This window comes from Acidimicrobiia bacterium, from assembly GCA_040881685.1.
GTDB lineage: Bacteria > Actinomycetota > Acidimicrobiia > IMCC26256 > PALSA-555 > SHVJ01.
In genome coordinates this window covers 55,857-70,076 of record JBBECS010000053.1, presented here as the reverse complement: position 1 = coordinate 70,076, position 14,220 = coordinate 55,857, and the positions used below count along the sequence as shown (strand labels likewise).

14 protein-coding genes are annotated in these 14,220 nt (G+C 66.9%); 4 read left to right on the top strand and 10 right to left on the bottom strand.

All coding sequences use genetic code 11. The features are described 5' to 3' along the window. The 4 genes from WEE69_14100 to WEE69_14085 are packed head-to-tail and all read right to left on the bottom strand — an operon-like array spanning position 1 to position 4,434. Positions 1–1,446, bottom strand: coding sequence for an MBOAT family protein (locus WEE69_14100; protein MEX1146428.1), 1,446 nt, complete (start codon positions 1,444–1,446; stop codon positions 1–3). An 8-nt stretch (positions 1,447–1,454) separates the two neighbouring features. Then, a complete protein-coding gene (locus WEE69_14095; protein MEX1146427.1) occupies positions 1,455–2,630 on the bottom strand; it encodes a glycosyltransferase in 1,176 nt (391 codons plus the stop codon). Continuing rightward, positions 2,627–3,652: a UDP-N-acetylglucosamine 2-epimerase (non-hydrolyzing) gene (gene wecB, locus WEE69_14090; GenBank protein ID MEX1146426.1), complete on the bottom strand. Its 1,026-nt coding sequence runs from the start codon at positions 3,650–3,652 to the stop codon at positions 2,627–2,629. Before wecB ends, WEE69_14095 begins: the two co-directional genes overlap by 4 nt. After that, positions 3,649–4,434 (bottom strand): class I SAM-dependent methyltransferase, encoded by a 786-nt coding sequence (locus tag WEE69_14085; GenBank protein ID MEX1146425.1) that lies wholly within the window; start codon positions 4,432–4,434, stop codon positions 3,649–3,651. The genes wecB and WEE69_14085 overlap by 4 nt, the downstream gene beginning before the upstream one ends. Positions 4,435–4,468: 34 nt before the next feature. Here WEE69_14085 and asnB point away from each other — a divergent pair, with 34 nt between their 5' ends. Beyond that, the gene (asnB, locus tag WEE69_14080; GenBank protein MEX1146424.1) at positions 4,469–6,409 is read left to right on the top strand and encodes an asparagine synthase (glutamine-hydrolyzing); all 1,941 of its coding nucleotides are present in this window, start codon (positions 4,469–4,471) and stop codon (positions 6,407–6,409) included. Between the two features lie 16 nt (positions 6,410–6,425). Here the strand turns inward: asnB and WEE69_14075 are convergent, their stop codons facing one another. Both WEE69_14075 and WEE69_14070 read right to left on the bottom strand, forming a co-directional pair. After that, positions 6,426–6,644: a hypothetical protein gene (locus WEE69_14075; GenBank protein ID MEX1146423.1), complete on the bottom strand. Its 219-nt coding sequence runs from the start codon at positions 6,642–6,644 to the stop codon at positions 6,426–6,428. Between the two features lie 12 nt (positions 6,645–6,656). Further along, positions 6,657–7,508 carry a hypothetical protein gene (locus WEE69_14070; GenBank protein MEX1146422.1) on the bottom strand — a complete coding sequence of 284 codons (852 nt, stop codon included), beginning with the start codon at positions 7,506–7,508 and terminating at the stop codon, positions 6,657–6,659. Between the two features lie 117 nt (positions 7,509–7,625). Between WEE69_14070 and WEE69_14065 the strand changes: the two genes are divergently transcribed. From WEE69_14065 to WEE69_14055, 3 genes are read left to right on the top strand one after another with little or no spacing between them, the layout of a single operon-like run. After that, the gene (locus WEE69_14065; protein ID MEX1146421.1) at positions 7,626–8,570 is read left to right on the top strand and encodes an NAD-dependent epimerase/dehydratase family protein; all 945 of its coding nucleotides are present in this window, start codon (positions 7,626–7,628) and stop codon (positions 8,568–8,570) included. An 11-nt stretch (positions 8,571–8,581) separates the two neighbouring features. Next, positions 8,582–9,634 (top strand): NAD-dependent epimerase/dehydratase family protein, encoded by a 1,053-nt coding sequence (locus WEE69_14060; protein MEX1146420.1) that lies wholly within the window; start codon positions 8,582–8,584, stop codon positions 9,632–9,634. Positions 9,635–9,661: 27 nt separating this feature from the next. Continuing rightward, positions 9,662–10,570: an NAD(P)-dependent oxidoreductase gene (locus WEE69_14055; protein MEX1146419.1), complete on the top strand. Its 909-nt coding sequence runs from the start codon at positions 9,662–9,664 to the stop codon at positions 10,568–10,570. Here WEE69_14055 and WEE69_14050 read toward each other — a convergent pair. From WEE69_14050 to rfbG, 4 genes are read right to left on the bottom strand one after another with little or no spacing between them, the layout of a single operon-like run. Next, positions 10,549–11,295 carry a CmcI family methyltransferase gene (locus WEE69_14050; protein MEX1146418.1) on the bottom strand — a complete coding sequence of 249 codons (747 nt, stop codon included), beginning with the start codon at positions 11,293–11,295 and terminating at the stop codon, positions 10,549–10,551. The genes WEE69_14055 and WEE69_14050 overlap by 22 nt on opposite strands. Then, positions 11,292–11,840: a dTDP-4-dehydrorhamnose 3,5-epimerase family protein gene (locus tag WEE69_14045; GenBank protein MEX1146417.1), complete on the bottom strand. Its 549-nt coding sequence runs from the start codon at positions 11,838–11,840 to the stop codon at positions 11,292–11,294. The genes WEE69_14050 and WEE69_14045 overlap by 4 nt, the downstream gene beginning before the upstream one ends. Continuing rightward, positions 11,837–13,081, bottom strand: a complete 1,245-nt coding sequence (locus WEE69_14040) for a class I SAM-dependent methyltransferase (protein ID MEX1146416.1) — start codon at positions 13,079–13,081, stop codon at positions 11,837–11,839. The genes WEE69_14045 and WEE69_14040 overlap by 4 nt, the downstream gene beginning before the upstream one ends. Further along, positions 13,078–14,133: a CDP-glucose 4,6-dehydratase gene (gene rfbG, locus WEE69_14035; GenBank protein MEX1146415.1), complete on the bottom strand. Its 1,056-nt coding sequence runs from the start codon at positions 14,131–14,133 to the stop codon at positions 13,078–13,080. Before rfbG ends, WEE69_14040 begins: the two co-directional genes overlap by 4 nt. Between the last annotated feature and the right edge of the window lie 87 nt (positions 14,134–14,220).

The following is a 14,220-nucleotide window of genomic DNA, read 5'->3' as shown; positions in this document are numbered from 1 at the left end:
TCAGAACTGGTAGTAGAGGAAGGGGCTGAACGTGCCAGCCGCGACGAGCACGGCGGCGTACGGTGCGCCCGCGATCGTGACTGCCAGGCGCGCCGACCGTGCGAACGTGTCTCGCCCGGTGTCGAGCACGCGCCCCATCACGAAGTCGCGCGGGAGCAGCACGACGAGCGACGCCAGAACGATGACCACCACGCGCTCCTTTGTGAGCGCAACGTCGGTGGTGAGCTCCAGGCCGAACCCGCTCGGGACGAACATCGCCTTGAGCACGCCGAACGCGCCGGCGAGATCGGGCGCACGGAAGAGCACCCATCCGATCATCACCAACGCGAGCGCGCGGGCACGCATCCACAGGTGCGCCACGGGAGACGCGGGCGGCGGGAGCCCGTGGGCATCGCGGAATCGTGGGCTCCGCCGCTCGATCACGAGCAGCGTGCCGTGGTACAGGCCCCAGAGTACGAACGGCCAGGCGGCGCCGTGCCAGAGACCCGTCAGGAAGAACACGATGTAGAGATTGCGGTAGGTGCGTGCCGATCCGTCTCGGTTCCCCCCGAGGGCGATGTACACGTAGTCGCGGAACCACCGGGACAACGACATGTGCCAACGCCGCCAGAAGTCCGTGATGGACAACGATGAGTACGGGCGCGCGAAGTTCTCCGGAAAACGGAAGCCGAACATGCGGGCGAGGCCGATCGCCATGTCGGTGTAGCCAGAGAAATCGAAGTAGATCTGGAGCGTGTACGCGACCGTCCCCAGCCAGGCGGTGGTCGTGGTCAGATCACCCGTCTTCAGACCGAACACAACATCGGCAACCGGCGCGATCGTGTCGGCGATCACGACCTTCTTGAACAGACCGAGCGCAAAGCGCGGGAAGCCAGCCGCGAGATCGTCCATGCGGTTGGTTCGGATCTCCTCCAGCTGGTCGCTGATCTCGTGGTAGCGGACGATGGGGCCCGCGATGAGCTGCGGAAACATCGCGATGTACGTCGCGAAGTCGAGCGGTCGATGCAATGGTGCACTGCGGCCGCGCCACACATCGATCACATAGCTCAACATGTGGAAGGTGAAGAACGAGATCCCGATCGGGAGCGCGATCCTCAGGATCGGGAGGCTGTCGTCGCCGAGGAGCTCGCCGAGACTCGCAACTTGCCTTGACACGAAGCCGGCGTACTTCCAGTACGCCAGGAGCGCGACGTCGGCGATGACGATGCCGGCCAGGATCCGGTTGCGGGTCTGATCCGAGTCAGCCCGGCCGATCGCAACGCCGGCGCCGTAGTTCAGTGCCATGCCGACGAGCAGCAGGATCACGTCGCCCTTGGCGCCGTACATGTAGAAGGCGAGGCTCGCGACCGCGAGCACGGCGTTGCGCCGCCGAGGCGGGAGAACCCAGTACGCGCCGAGCACGGCCGGCATGAAGACCCAGAGGAACACCGGCGTGGCGAAGGACAAACGCGCTCCTAGTGAACGCCGACGTCGTCGAGGAGAGCCCGAATACGGTGCGCGTGCGTGTGGCTCTGGAGCGCCCACTCCCGCGTCTCGTGAGCGAGTCTCGTCCGGTGTGCGTCGTCACGGAAGCGAGCGAGCACGTCGTCGATGTTCGAAAAGTCGGTTTCGAGGCGAAGGTAATGACGGTCCGCCACCAACAGATCGTTGTACCGGCCAGGGAAGAGGATCTGGCAGGTCTCCGTGCCGATCGCGTCGAAGTGTCGCGACGACACACATTTACCGGAGTGCCCCGTACCGATGAGCACCGGCGACGGGGCTGAAGGTGCCGGCGGCTGCCCACGACCCGAGGCCCGCTCGGCGATGCGCCGCACGAAGTTCTTTGCCCCGCGCGGCAGGTAGCGGTGTACGGGTCGCAGGCGCGCCCGGAGCTCGAGGTCGCCCGAGCGCACACCGAGCTGCTCCTCCGCCTGCCGGAGGATCGCGTCGTCCGGGCGAACATCGACGGCGCCGGCCTCCGCCCCCACGATGCCTTTGCACCGGTTGAGGAATCGCGCCCAGCCGCGGCGGTCGTACGACACGTTGGTGCGCACATCCGTCACGAGTGGCGGGTCGAAAGACTGCATCGCGAAGTAGTCGATGATCCGATTGCGCTCCTCGTCGCCCACGTGTGGGAGATAGCGCGCGCCCCGAAAACCGACGTCGATGGGTCGCTGCTTGCTCGCCATCTCCGACTGGTACGCCTTCGGATTCAAGGCGTGCGGCGCCGCCAGCACCTTCGCGCCCGTCGCGGCGTACAGGTGCTGGCTCGTCTCGACCAGGAGCTGTGTTGCCACGAACTGCGCTTCGAGTTCGTGCAAGAGCTCGACTTTCTCGGCGAGCGGCTGCCCGGGGAGGCTCACCTCGTTGGCGACGAACGCAAGCAGCGGGGCGCGCCGAGAGAGCAGCGGTCCGAGGCAGCGTCGCACCGGTCCGAGCGAGTTTCCAAGCACTGTGTGCAGCAGCACGACGAGATCGGCCGATTCAACGCTGCGGCGAAGCCGGCGCCGACCGAGTGGCGTGGCCAGGTTCGCGACGACGACGTCGAGGGACGGCGCGCTCCTGAATGCGTCGAGCCAGTCCCTGGTGTAGGAGAGCGTCTCGGGGTAGTGGACGTACGCGACGAGAGCCCGCGAGCGCGAATCGCTCACCGTGTACCGAGCGTGTCTGCCAGTGCGTCGACGATCGCTTGCCCCGCGTGGCCGTCTCCGTAGTCAGAGATCTCGCGTCGTGGCTCGTACTCGGCCACGGTCCAGAGCCGGTTCCAGCCGGCCGCGACGGTCTCGACCCACTCGGTCTCGTTGCGCAAGGTCACGCACGGAACTCGAGCGAAGTACGCCTCCTTCTGGAGGCCGCCGGAGTCGGTGTACACCACGGTCGCGGTCGTCAGCAGCCGCGCCATCTCGAGGTAGCTCACTGGCTCACGCACGTCGAGCCCTTCGGTCGAAAGCCGGCCAGCGTCGATCGCCTTGCGCGTTCTCGGGTGCAACGGCAGCACGACCGGGTGCTCCGCGGCGACGCCGCGCAGGTATCCAAGCACTTTGTCGAGCATCGCCGAGTCATCGGTGTTTTCGGCCCGATGGACCGTCGCGACGGCGTGCGCTCCCGGCGCGTCACCACCGTTCGCCACCTGCTCGTGAGCGGCGATCGCCGCGTCGTACATCACGTCGCCGACATGGTGGAGGCCCTGCTCGACACCTTCGCGAGCCAAATTCTCCATCGCCGTGGGCGTCGGGCAGAGGAGGAGCTGCGAGAGGTGGTCGACGAGCACGCGATTGCGCTCCTCGCGCATGGATCGGTTGTAAGAGCGCAACCCGGCCTCTACGTGGCCAAGCGGCACGTCGAGCGTGGACGCTGCGAGCGCGCCGGCCAGCGTCGAGTTGGTGTCGCCGTAGACGAGCACCGCGTCTGGGTTCTCCTCGGTGAGCGCATCCCCGACCGAGCCGATCATGCGCCCCAGCACCTCGTGCTCGGCACCGCCGTGGATGTCGAGGTTGCGGGCGCGCTGTACGTCGGGCAAATCATCGAGCAGGAACGCCGACATCTCGGCGTCGTAGTGCTGGCCGGTGTCGATCGTCACCTCGTCGAAGCGGCCATCGTTTCGCAGCGCGCGCGTGACGACCGCGGCCTTCACGTACTGCGGGCGCGTCCCGATGACGCTGACGATCTTCAAGGGCTCGCGACCGGCTTGCGGGCCTTCCCGTAGAGGTTCCATCCCCACCGCGACGCGAACGGTCGCAGGATGGCCCGCGGCGGGAAATGCCGACCCCCTATGGGCAGACCCCGAAGATACGCAACGGAGCATCGGACGTCTTCGAGCCCGTCGAGCAGTGTGCGCAGCTCGGCGCGGGTGTACACGTCACCCTTCGGGTTGCCGACGCCATCCACTTCGTTCACGAGGTCCTCGACCGCGCGTCCACCGCGACGACTTCTCAGTCGCAGCCGCCAATACACAGCCGAGTGCCGGTGGTACAGCATGACGATGAGAAGTCCGCCCGGTCGGAGCACGCGCCGGAGCTCACCGAACGCGCGCTCGGTGTTGGGTGTGTGGTGCAGCACACCCATTGAGCACACGCAATCAAAGGCGTCGGTCGGGAACGGGAGCTCCTCGGCCGACCCAACCAGGAATCGACCGGCCAACCGATCGAGCGCGAATCGCCGCCGCGAGAGATCGACAGCCGTGCTGGTGACGTCGATACCCACGACTTCGGCGCCGGCGCGGGCGTAGCGGGAGAGTACGTAGCCGTTGCCACATCCCACATCGAGCACACGACGCGCGCCGAACTCGTCGTATTCGTGCAGCCGTCGTGACAGACGCGCCGGTTCGTGCTCCTCGCGCAGCCGGTCGAAATACTCGAAGAAGGCAGGCGATCCGGGCTCGTACGGGACAGCCGCGGCCGCGACGGGATTGCCTTCCCAGAACGCACGAACATCTCGCACCGAAGGACCGGACACCTCGCAATCCTAGGAGCGGTAGCCTGACAACCTCATGTGCGGGATCGCTGGCATCGTCGCGCTCGACGGGCGGCCGATCCCCGGGATCGGGCACCTGCTCCAGGTGATGAACGAGCTGCTGGCGCACCGCGGACCCGACGACGAGGGAACGTGGACGACCGACGACGCGTCGGTGGGGCTCGCCCATCGACGTCTCAGCATCATCGACGTGTCACCGGAAGGCCATCAGCCCTTTGTCGGCAACGACGGCACCGTCATCACGTACAACGGCGAGATCTACAACTACCTCGAGCTGCGAGCCGAGCTCGAAGGCGATTGGAAGTTCCGCAGCACGTCAGACACCGAGGTGATCCTGGCGGCATACCGTCGCTGGGGACTCGAGTGCATCGACCACTTCCGCGGGATGTTCGCGTTCGCGCTGTGGGACGGCGAGCGCATGTTCTGCGCGCGTGACCGCCTGGGCATCAAGCCCTTCTACTTCGCGACGCCCGGGCAGGACTTCGTGTTCGCGTCCGAGGTGAAGGCCCTGTTGCCCTTCCTGCCGGATGTGGTCACCGATCCGGATGCCCTCACCGAATATCTCGTGTTCCAGTACCCGATCAGCAACCGCACGCTTTTTCGGGACGTCACGCAGCTGCTCCCGGGTCACGCGCTCCTCGTGGAGCGGGGCACCGTGCGCACCTGGCGCTACTGGGACGTGCAGTACGAGGCCGACTTCTCGCTCACGCCGCAGGCATGTGAGGAACGTCTCCGCGAGCTCGTGGCCGACTCGGTGAACCTGCACCTGCGCAGCGACGTGCCGGTCGGCGCGTACGTGAGCGGCGGCATCGACTCGAGCCTTGTCGCGATCCTGGCGGAGCGAACGGGGGCGGCCAGCGGCGACCTGTTCCATGGCAAGTTCTCGGCGTACCCGTCGTGCGACGAGAGCGAGCACGCCGCAACCGTTGCCCGCCAGATGGGCGCCACGCTGCACCAGGTCGACATCGACGCGGACGACTTCGCGGGCACGATCGAGCGGGTCATCTACCACCTCGATTACCCAGTCGCCGGTCCTGGCTCGTTCCCGCAGTACATGGTCTCGGAGCTCGCGGCCAAGAGCGTGAAGGTGGTGCTCGGCGGCCAAGGTGGTGACGAGATCTTCGGCGGGTACGCGCGCTACCTCATCGCGTACTTCGAGCAGTGCATCCGAGCCGCCATCGACGGTACGTATCGCGACGGCGAGTTCGTGGTGACCGCGGAGTCCATCATCCCGAACCTCGGGGTGTTGCGCGAGTACAAGCCGTTGATCGAGCAGTTCTGGTCAAAGGGGCTCTTCGGGCCTCTCGACGAGCGCTACTTCCGTCTCGTGGACCGGTCGTCGGAGCTCGCGGACGAGATCGACTGGACCGATCTCGATCGGGGGCGCGTGTTCGACGAGTTCCGGACGATCTTCAACAACCCCGACAACGTCCGCAAGACGGCGTACTTCGACAAGATGACGCACTTCGACTTCAAGTGCCTGCTCCCCGGGCTGCTCCAGGTCGAAGACCGCATGAGCATGGCGCACGGCCTCGAGTCACGCGTGCCGTTCCTCGACCATCCCCTGATCGAGTTCATGGCCACCGTGCCGGCCGACGTGAAGTTCCGCGACGGCCACATGAAGCACTTCCTCAAGGAGACGTTCCGGTCCGATCTACCGGCGTCGCTCCTCGACCGGCGCGACAAGATGGGATTCCCAGTGCCGTTGCACCAGTGGACGCACGGTCCGGATGCACCGCTCGGCGACTTCGTGAACGACGTGTTCCGCTCGAGCGAGGCGCAGTCGCGGCCCTACGTGGATGCCTCGAAGGTGATCGCGCACCTCGACGAGGAGCGTCCGTTCGGTCGGAAGCTGTGGGGACTGCTCGGCCTCGAGCTATGGCAACGCCAGTTTCACGACCAGGCGCACCACTACCGCAAGCGCCTCGAGGAGCAGCCCGCGCGCGCCGCGCGCTGAGGCAACACCTCGACCGCTACAAGCCCAGCGCTTTGGGCCGCTTCTGCCGCCCCGAGGGCGTCGCGCTGTCGACGAGGGCTTGAGCATCGTCGAAGAACGACGCGTTGCGCTGGTGGGCCGCGTCGATCGCTTCGGCGGAGATCTCGCCGTTGGCCTCCGCCGCGGCTCGACTCTGCATGAGCTCGAGGACGCGGCGGCTTCGCTCGTGCGCCTTCTGTTGCTCTTCCGTAGCCATCGGTCAGCTCCCTCAGGCCGTCAGCGTGTAGAAGCCGAGTGCGTCGATGACGAAGTGGGTCCCCGCGGAGTTGCTGCCGCAGCGGATCTTGAAGTCGCCGTTGACGTCGGTGGCGGTCACCACGGTGTTGGCGATGATCTGGTTCGTTCCGAACCAGTTGATGTTCGAATGGCCGGGATAGACCACATCGGCTGCGAACGCGGCGAGGAAGCCCGACGTACCCGTGGTCGAGATCACTGCGAGGTTGAACAGCACGGCAAACGCGGTCGGTGGGATATGGCCGCCGGTCAGCGAGCTGATCGTGCGCTCCTGACCGTTCGTGATCTTCGTGAACGGCGAGGTCGTCGACGACAGGTAGATCCGCTGCGGCGCGGCGAGCGGGATGAACGCCGGGATCAGCGAGAGCGGGTACCAGGAGCTGTCGGATCCCGCGCCGCCCTCCCAGCAGTACCAGATGTCGCCATCGCCGTCGACGCGCATCGACCCCTGCTCCCACGTGTTCGTGGTGGGGGGCATCGCGATCGACCCGCCGTCGGAGACGAGCCTCAAGGGCGCGCCGGTGTTGGAGGTGGCCTCGACAGCGATCGCGCTCCCTAAGGTGTGCGACGCAGTGATGCTGCGACTCGCGTTACCGTTCACCGCGTTGAACTGCGAGCCGCTGAGCGTCGTGGTGGTCGCGATGCCAGTGTTGGTTACGCCAACGTGCATGATGTTCGTCGCGTCGTGAGCAGCATTCGCGCCCTCGGCGAGCAATCCGGTCGCTACGGTGGCCCCGGCCGCCGCAACCGCGCCCCGACCCATGAGCTGGCGGAGGAACCGGCGTCGATCGGTGCGAACTTCCTCGGTGCGTGCTTCCTCAGTCATCGGAACCCTCATGTTCGTGCCCGCTGACTCTGGCGCCGGAGAGGGTAGCCCCTCGCCGGAGAGCGTCGTCTACGCTCGTTGCCCCGACCGCCTGTCTGGTAGAGGAACTCCACCCACATGAAGGTCTTCATCACCGGCGGTTCCGGGTTCGTCGGGTCGCACCTCGCCGATCGCCTGCTCACCCGCGGCGACCAGGTGCTCGTCATCGACAACTTCGAGACCGGTCGGCGCGACAACCTGCGCGCGCGTGACGGCCTCGAGGTGGTCGAGGGCTCGATCACCGACGGCCCGCTCGTGCACACGCTCACGGGCGACTTCGAGCCCGACCTCGTCGTGCACGCCGCCGCTTCCTACAAGGATCCCGACGACTGGGAGTCCGACGTCGCCACGAACGCGCTCGGCACCGCGCTCATCGCCCAGGCCGCGAAGGCATCAGGATGCGAGCGCGTCATCTACTTCCAGACGGCACTCTGCTACGGCACGAATCCGACCGAGCAGCCGGTCACGTTGGGCCATCAGCTCGATCCCGACTCGAGCTATGCGATCTCCAAGACCGCCGGCGAGCTCTATCTCCGACTCTCAGGCCTGGATTGGGTCTCGTTCCGCCTGGCGAACGCATACGGCCCCCGCAACATCAGCGGCCCCCTACCCACGTTCTTCAGCCGGCTCACCGACGACCAGCCCTGCTTCGTGATGGACACACGGCGTGACTTCGTGTTCATCAGCGACATGATCGATGCGGTCGAGATGGCGATCGACGGCAAGGGCCACGGCACGTACCACCTGTCGTCGGGTGGAGATGTCTCCATCAAGGAGCTGTTCGACGCAACCGTGAGCGCGATGGGTGTGCACATGGACGGCCCCGTCGAAGTTCGCCCGCGGGGCAAGGACGACGCGTTCACGATCTTGCTCGACCCGAGCCGAACGCGCGACGACTTCGATGGGTGGACACCGGATACGCCCCTGGCGGCGGGTGTGGCCGCGGCGGTCGCGTACTACCGCGAGTTCGGGATCGACCAGACCTACACACACCTGCACCTTCCCGATGAGGAAGAGCACTGAGCTCCGACGCCGTGGAGCTCGTCGACCACTTCCAGGATCGGCGCGTCGCCGTCGTGGGTGGTGCGGGGTTCGTCGGCTCCAACCTCGTCGCTCGTTTGGTCGAGCTCGGCGCGGCAAACGTCACGGTGATCGACAATCTCCTTTCTTCCGAACACGCCAATGTGCCCGAGCACGATGCGGTGGACTTCGTCGAGGGATCGATCACCGACGATGCGGTGCTCGCCAAGCTCCCCACCGACGCCGCGACGGTGTTCCATCTCGCAACGTTCCACGGCAACCAGAACTCGATGGCGGACCCGATCGCCGATCACGACAACAACACGTTCACCACGCTGAAGCTGCTCGACCACCTGCGGTCAATGCCAACGCCGCCGCGAGTCGTGTACTCGTCTGCGGGTTGCACCGTGGCGCAGAAGACCTTCGATACCGCGGCCGCCACCACCGAGGACGACCCGGTGTCACTGCACCTCGACAGCCCGTACCAGGTGTCGAAGATCATCGGCGAGCTGTACGGCAACTGGTACTTCTCCCGCCACGGGATCGAGTTCGTGAAGGCTCGCTTCCAGAACGTGTACGGCCCCGGCGAGGTGCTCGGTGCCGGCGAGTGGCGTGGCACGCCGGCCACCGTCTGGCGCAACGTCACCCCAACGTTCGTGTACCGGGCGATGAAGGGCGAGCCGCTGCCGGTGGAGAACGGCGGCATCGCGACGCGCGACTTCATCTACGTGGACGACATCGTCGACGGGTTGCTGCGCTGCGCTGCGGTGGGCGAACCGAACGGCGTGTACAACCTGGCCGCGGGGGTGGAGACGCCCATCCTCGAGCTCGCCGAGACCATCAACGACCTCACCGGCAACGCGGCCGGCATCCAGCTCGAGCCGGCGCGCGATTGGGACCACTCCGGCAAGCGCTTCGGCAGCATCGAGAAGGCCGAGCGCGAGATCGGCTTCAGAACGACGGTGGCGCTGCGCGATGGACTCGAGCGCACGGTGGCCTGGACGCGCGCCAACCTGGATCGCATCGAGGCCTGCATCGCCCGGCATCGAAGTCGCCTGAACCCGTAAGCCGGTGGCGCGAGGAGACCGTCCGTCATGACCCGGCGAGTGCTCGTCACGGGCGGCGGTGGGTTCGTGGGCGCTCCCGCCGTCACCGAGCTCGGGCAGCGAGGGTTCGAGGTGCACGTCGCTGCACGACATCAGGGGGCAAACCCCACCGCACGCGAATGGCACGTGCTCGATCTTCTCGACGGTGCTTCCCTTGACGCGCTCATCAAGTCGGTCGCGCCGACGCATCTCTTGCATCTGGCCTGGTGCACCGAGCACGGCGCCTTCTGGGACGACCCGGCCAACGATGCGTGGGTGGAAGCGACCGCTCGGCTCGCAGGCGCGTTCCGGGAGGCAGGAGGTCAACGGATCGTTGTGGCGGGGAGCTGCGCGCAGTACGGCTGGGACGGTGACTCCCTCGGCCCCGATGGCTTCGCCAGCGAACGCGACACACCGCGCCGGCCGGCAACGCGCTACGGCGTGGCAAAAGAGACGGTCGCGCGGGGCCTCGACCGCTCAGCCGCGATGGGTCTGGTGTTCTTTCCCTACGGCCCGAACGAACAGCCTGGTCGTCTGGTCCCCACCGTCACCCGCTCCCTCTTGGAGGGCACACCCGCGCCGATCAGCTCGGGTATGCAGGTTCGCGACTTCCTCCATGTCGCAGACTGTGGCGCGGCGTTCGCGGCGCTCCTCGACAGCGACGTGACCGGACCGGTGAACGTCGGCTCGGGTACGGGAACGTCCGTCCTGGAAGTCGTGCAAGCGATCGCCCGCAGCTTGGACCGAGAGGACCTCCTGCGAGTTGGTGCACTCCCTGACCGACCGGCCGATCCTCCTCGATTGGTGGCCGACGTGACCCGCTTGCACGAAGAGGTTGGGTTCGAGCCCCGGTTCACCCTCGAGTCAGGGCTGACCGCCGCCGTTGACTGGTGGCGTCAGCGAATCCGCCGCAGGTAGCCGCCGAGCGACGCGCTCACGAGCAGCTTCGCATCGACGAACGGATCCGGCTCGAAAAGCAACGTGTCGGACGACTCGGTCTGCCACGCGCGCAAGGCCGACGCGGGGCTGTTGCCCTTCCCCCACGGGCGCGCTCGATGCTCCGGCGTCGGCATCTCCTCCACCATGGTGTCGGCGACCACCAGGAACTGGTCCACGGTGACGAGCGGCGCGTAGGCGCGAAGCTCGGCCACCACATGGTCGTGGGAGTGGTCGGAGTCGAGCACGACCATGACCCGCTCAGCGGCTGCCGCGCGCTCGCTCACGATTCGTACGACCTCGGGATCGACCGACGAGCCCTCGAGGAGGGTGATGCGCCCGGCCAGCGGGTGCGCCTCGATCGCGGCCCGGTTGTGCGCTCTGATGTCGATGTCGATGCCGAGCACCTCTCCCTCACCGATCAGCTCGAGGATCGACGCGTACAACGCGAGCGAGCCACCACGCGCGACCCCCGTCTCGATCACCAGCTGCGGCCGGGTCGCCCACACGATCTCTTGGACCGCCACGATGTCGGCCGGCATCTGGATGACCGGCAGGCCGAGCCAGTCCCACTGGTACGGCCAATTGTGCGCGTCGGCACCGCGATACAGATCGCGCGCCGCGGCCTCGGTCACGCCGTCGGCCTGCATCTCCATCGCCCAACGCCGACGGTCGGCATCGAAGCGCTCGCGGTCGTCGCTCGTCATCGACTGCGCAGCGCGTCGAGATCGACCGATGCATATGAGCGGTCGCGTTCGTTGATGACGGCCGGGGCGAACGGCCACTCGATGCCGAAGGCCGGGTCGTCGAACCTCACCCCGAAGGCCGAATCCGGCGCATGTGGTACCGAGATGACGTATTCGACCTCGCTCTCGTCGGCGAGCGTCAGGAAGCCATGCGCACAGCCCTCTGGAACGTAGACCGCGTGGCCATTCGTCCGACTGAGCTCGGCGGCCGTCCACCGGCCGAAGGTGTTCGAGCTGCCGCGCAGGTCGACCAGGACATCGAAGACCTCACCGCTCGTGCAGCGGACGACCTTGGTCTCCTCGTGCGGAGCGAGCTGCATGTGCATCCCGCGCAGCGTGCCACGGCTCGTGTTGTGCGACGCGCTGATCTGTGCGACTCGAGTCACGAGATGCCGCGCCGCGAGCTCTTCGGCACCGAACGTCCTCGCGAACCATCCACGCTCGTCGGAATGGCGCTCGGGCTCGAGGATGAACGCGCCCTCGACCTCCATCTCGTGAAAGATCACGCCAGCACCTCGACCTCTGGGATTGCGACGACGAAACGGCAACCCCATTCATGAACGTCTGCCATCTGCTCGGTGATCTCTTCGCGCAGGTTCCACGGAAGGATCAAGAGGTAGTCGGGCCGGTCCCGCCGCACGTGATCGGGCTCGAGGATCGGAAGATGCGACCCAGGGAGATACTGACCCTGCTTGTGCGGGTTCCGGTCGACCACGTACGCGACGTCTGACGTCGTCACGTGGCACGAGTTCAACAGGGTGTTCCCCTTGGCGGCGGCTCCGTACGCGGCGACTCGCTTGCCAGCTTCGCGGGCGTCCACCAGGAACCCGCGCAACGATGCCCGCGCGTGCTCGACCCGGCCCGCGAACGCTGCGTACGCGTTCGCCTGGTCGAGGCCGGCCGTGCGCTCGGCTTCGATGATGGAATCGACCGCTTCGGTCTTCTCGAACGGGCAGGTCGCGTCGAGTCCGATCCAGAGACGCATGCTGCCGCCGTGCGTAGACAACTCCTCCACGTCGAAGACCCGAAGACCACGGGTCTTCAAGGCGTGGCACGCGGCGAGCAACGAGAAGTAGGAGAAGTGCTCGTGGTAGATGGTGTCGAACTCGACTCGCTCCAACATCCGCAACAGGTGCGGGACCTCGATCGTGAGCGCGCCACCGGGCTTCATCGCGCCAGCGAGCCCACGAATGAAGTCGTCGAGGTCGGGCACGTGCGCGAGCACGTTGTTGGCCACCACGAGGTCGGCGGTCTGCCCTCGATCCACGAGATCGGCTGCACACTCCCACCCGAAGAACCGAACCTCGGTGGGCACGCCCGCGGCTCGCGCGACTTCGGCGACGTTCGCCGCCGGCTCCACGCCCAGGACCGGTACTCCTTCGTCCACGAAGTGGCGGAGCAGGTAGCCGTCATTGCTCGCCACTTCGATCACCAAGCTCTGGTGGTCGAGTCCGAGCCGGTCGATCACTTGCTTGCAGTACCGCCTCGAGTGTTCGACCCATGAATCGGAGTACGACGAGAAGTAGGCGTACTCGGTGAAGATGGCTTCGGGCGGCACAACGTCGTCGACTTGCACGAGCCAGCAGGTGTCGCACACGCGCGCATGCAATGGATACGAAGGTTCTCGACCGGCGCTCAGCTGCGCGTCGGTGAGGTACGCGTTCGCAAGCGGTTGTTCACCGAGGTCGACGAGCGTGCGGGTCAGCGCAGCACCGCACGATCGACACCGCGGATCCGAGCGGCTCATGGCCCGAGCCGCTCGAAGGTTGCGATCTGCGCCCCGCAGATGCCATGCACGTCGTCGCCGCGCTCGTGCGCCAGATGCCACTCAGCGGTCCAACTGATTGCGTCGTCGACTTCGAGTCGGGGCGTCCATCCGAGCGTCTTGGTCGCGAGCTGCGACGACAGGCGCAGGTCCGCCGTTTCGTGCAGCTCCGGTGTGGGGCCGGCGCGCCATTCGGGCTCACCACCGAACGCCGCGCGGAGCCGTTCGACCAGCTCGGACACCGCGCATCCCGAGGCTGCCGCCGGTCCGAAGTTCAGCGCTTCGGGTGCACCCGCGGGATCGTCGACCAATCGCTCCGCGAGCAACAGATAGCCGTGGAGCGGGTCGAGCACGTGTTGCCAGGGTCGGACCGCTTCGGGATACCGAAGCTCGAGCGGCGCGTGCTGCTCACGCGCGCGGAGCAGATCGGGCACGATGCGGTTCTCGGCCCAATCGCCGCCGCCGATCACGTTGCCGGCGCGCGCGGTGGCGACTGCAACGCCGTTGCCAGCGAGGTACGCGCGCCGGTAGGCCACGGCCACCATCTCGGCCGCGGCCTTCGACGAGCTGTACGGGTCGGCACCGCCGAGCGGTGACTGCTCGTCGAAGGGCGGGGTGGACGCAGACGGGTCGTAAACCTTGTCGCTGGTGACCACGACGACCGCGCGTGGTGCGTCTGGCCCCCGCGCTGCTTCGAGGACGTGCGCAGTGCCGACCACGTTCGTCCGGTATGTCCCGACCGGATCGGAGTACGCGGACAGCACGAGGGACTGCGCGGCGAGGTGGAACACGACGTCGGGCGTCGACCGGGCGAACGCGACGCGCACGGTGTCGAGGTCTCGGATGTCACCAAGCGCTTGGTCGCCGTCATTCGGGAGATCGAGCAGTCGAGCCAAGCTGGGATCGCCCGCCTCGAGTGCGAGCCCGTGCACCTCGGCGCCGAGCAGCTGCAACCACGCGGTGAGCCAGGCGCCCTTGAATCCCGTGTGCCCGGTGACGAGGACACGCCGCCCACCCCAGAAGCCCTGGCTCACCCTTTCCCGCTCTCGGCCCTGCGGGCCGGGCCGCGCAACTCCGCGTCGGCGAACGGCTCGCTGCGAGCGGCGCAGGGTACCTGCGCC

Bases quoted from the DNA above. Each gene is read 5' to 3' on its own strand.
- asnB (MEX1146424.1), top strand. From the start codon at position 4,469: ATGTGCGGGATCGCTGGCATCGTCGCGCTCGACGGGCGGCCGATCCCC.
- WEE69_14075 (MEX1146423.1), bottom strand. From the start codon at position 6,644: ATGGCTACGGAAGAGCAACAGAAGGCGCACGAGCGAAGCCGCCGCGTC.
- WEE69_14070 (MEX1146422.1), bottom strand. From the start codon at position 7,508: ATGACTGAGGAAGCACGCACCGAGGAAGTTCGCACCGATCGACGCCGG.
- WEE69_14065 (MEX1146421.1), top strand. From the start codon at position 7,626: ATGAAGGTCTTCATCACCGGCGGTTCCGGGTTCGTCGGGTCGCACCTC.
- WEE69_14055 (MEX1146419.1), top strand. From the start codon at position 9,662: ATGACCCGGCGAGTGCTCGTCACGGGCGGCGGTGGGTTCGTGGGCGCT.
- WEE69_14050 (MEX1146418.1), bottom strand. From the start codon at position 11,295: ATGACGAGCGACGACCGCGAGCGCTTCGATGCCGACCGTCGGCGTTGG.
- WEE69_14040 (MEX1146416.1), bottom strand. From the start codon at position 13,081: ATGAGCCGCTCGGATCCGCGGTGTCGATCGTGCGGTGCTGCGCTGACC.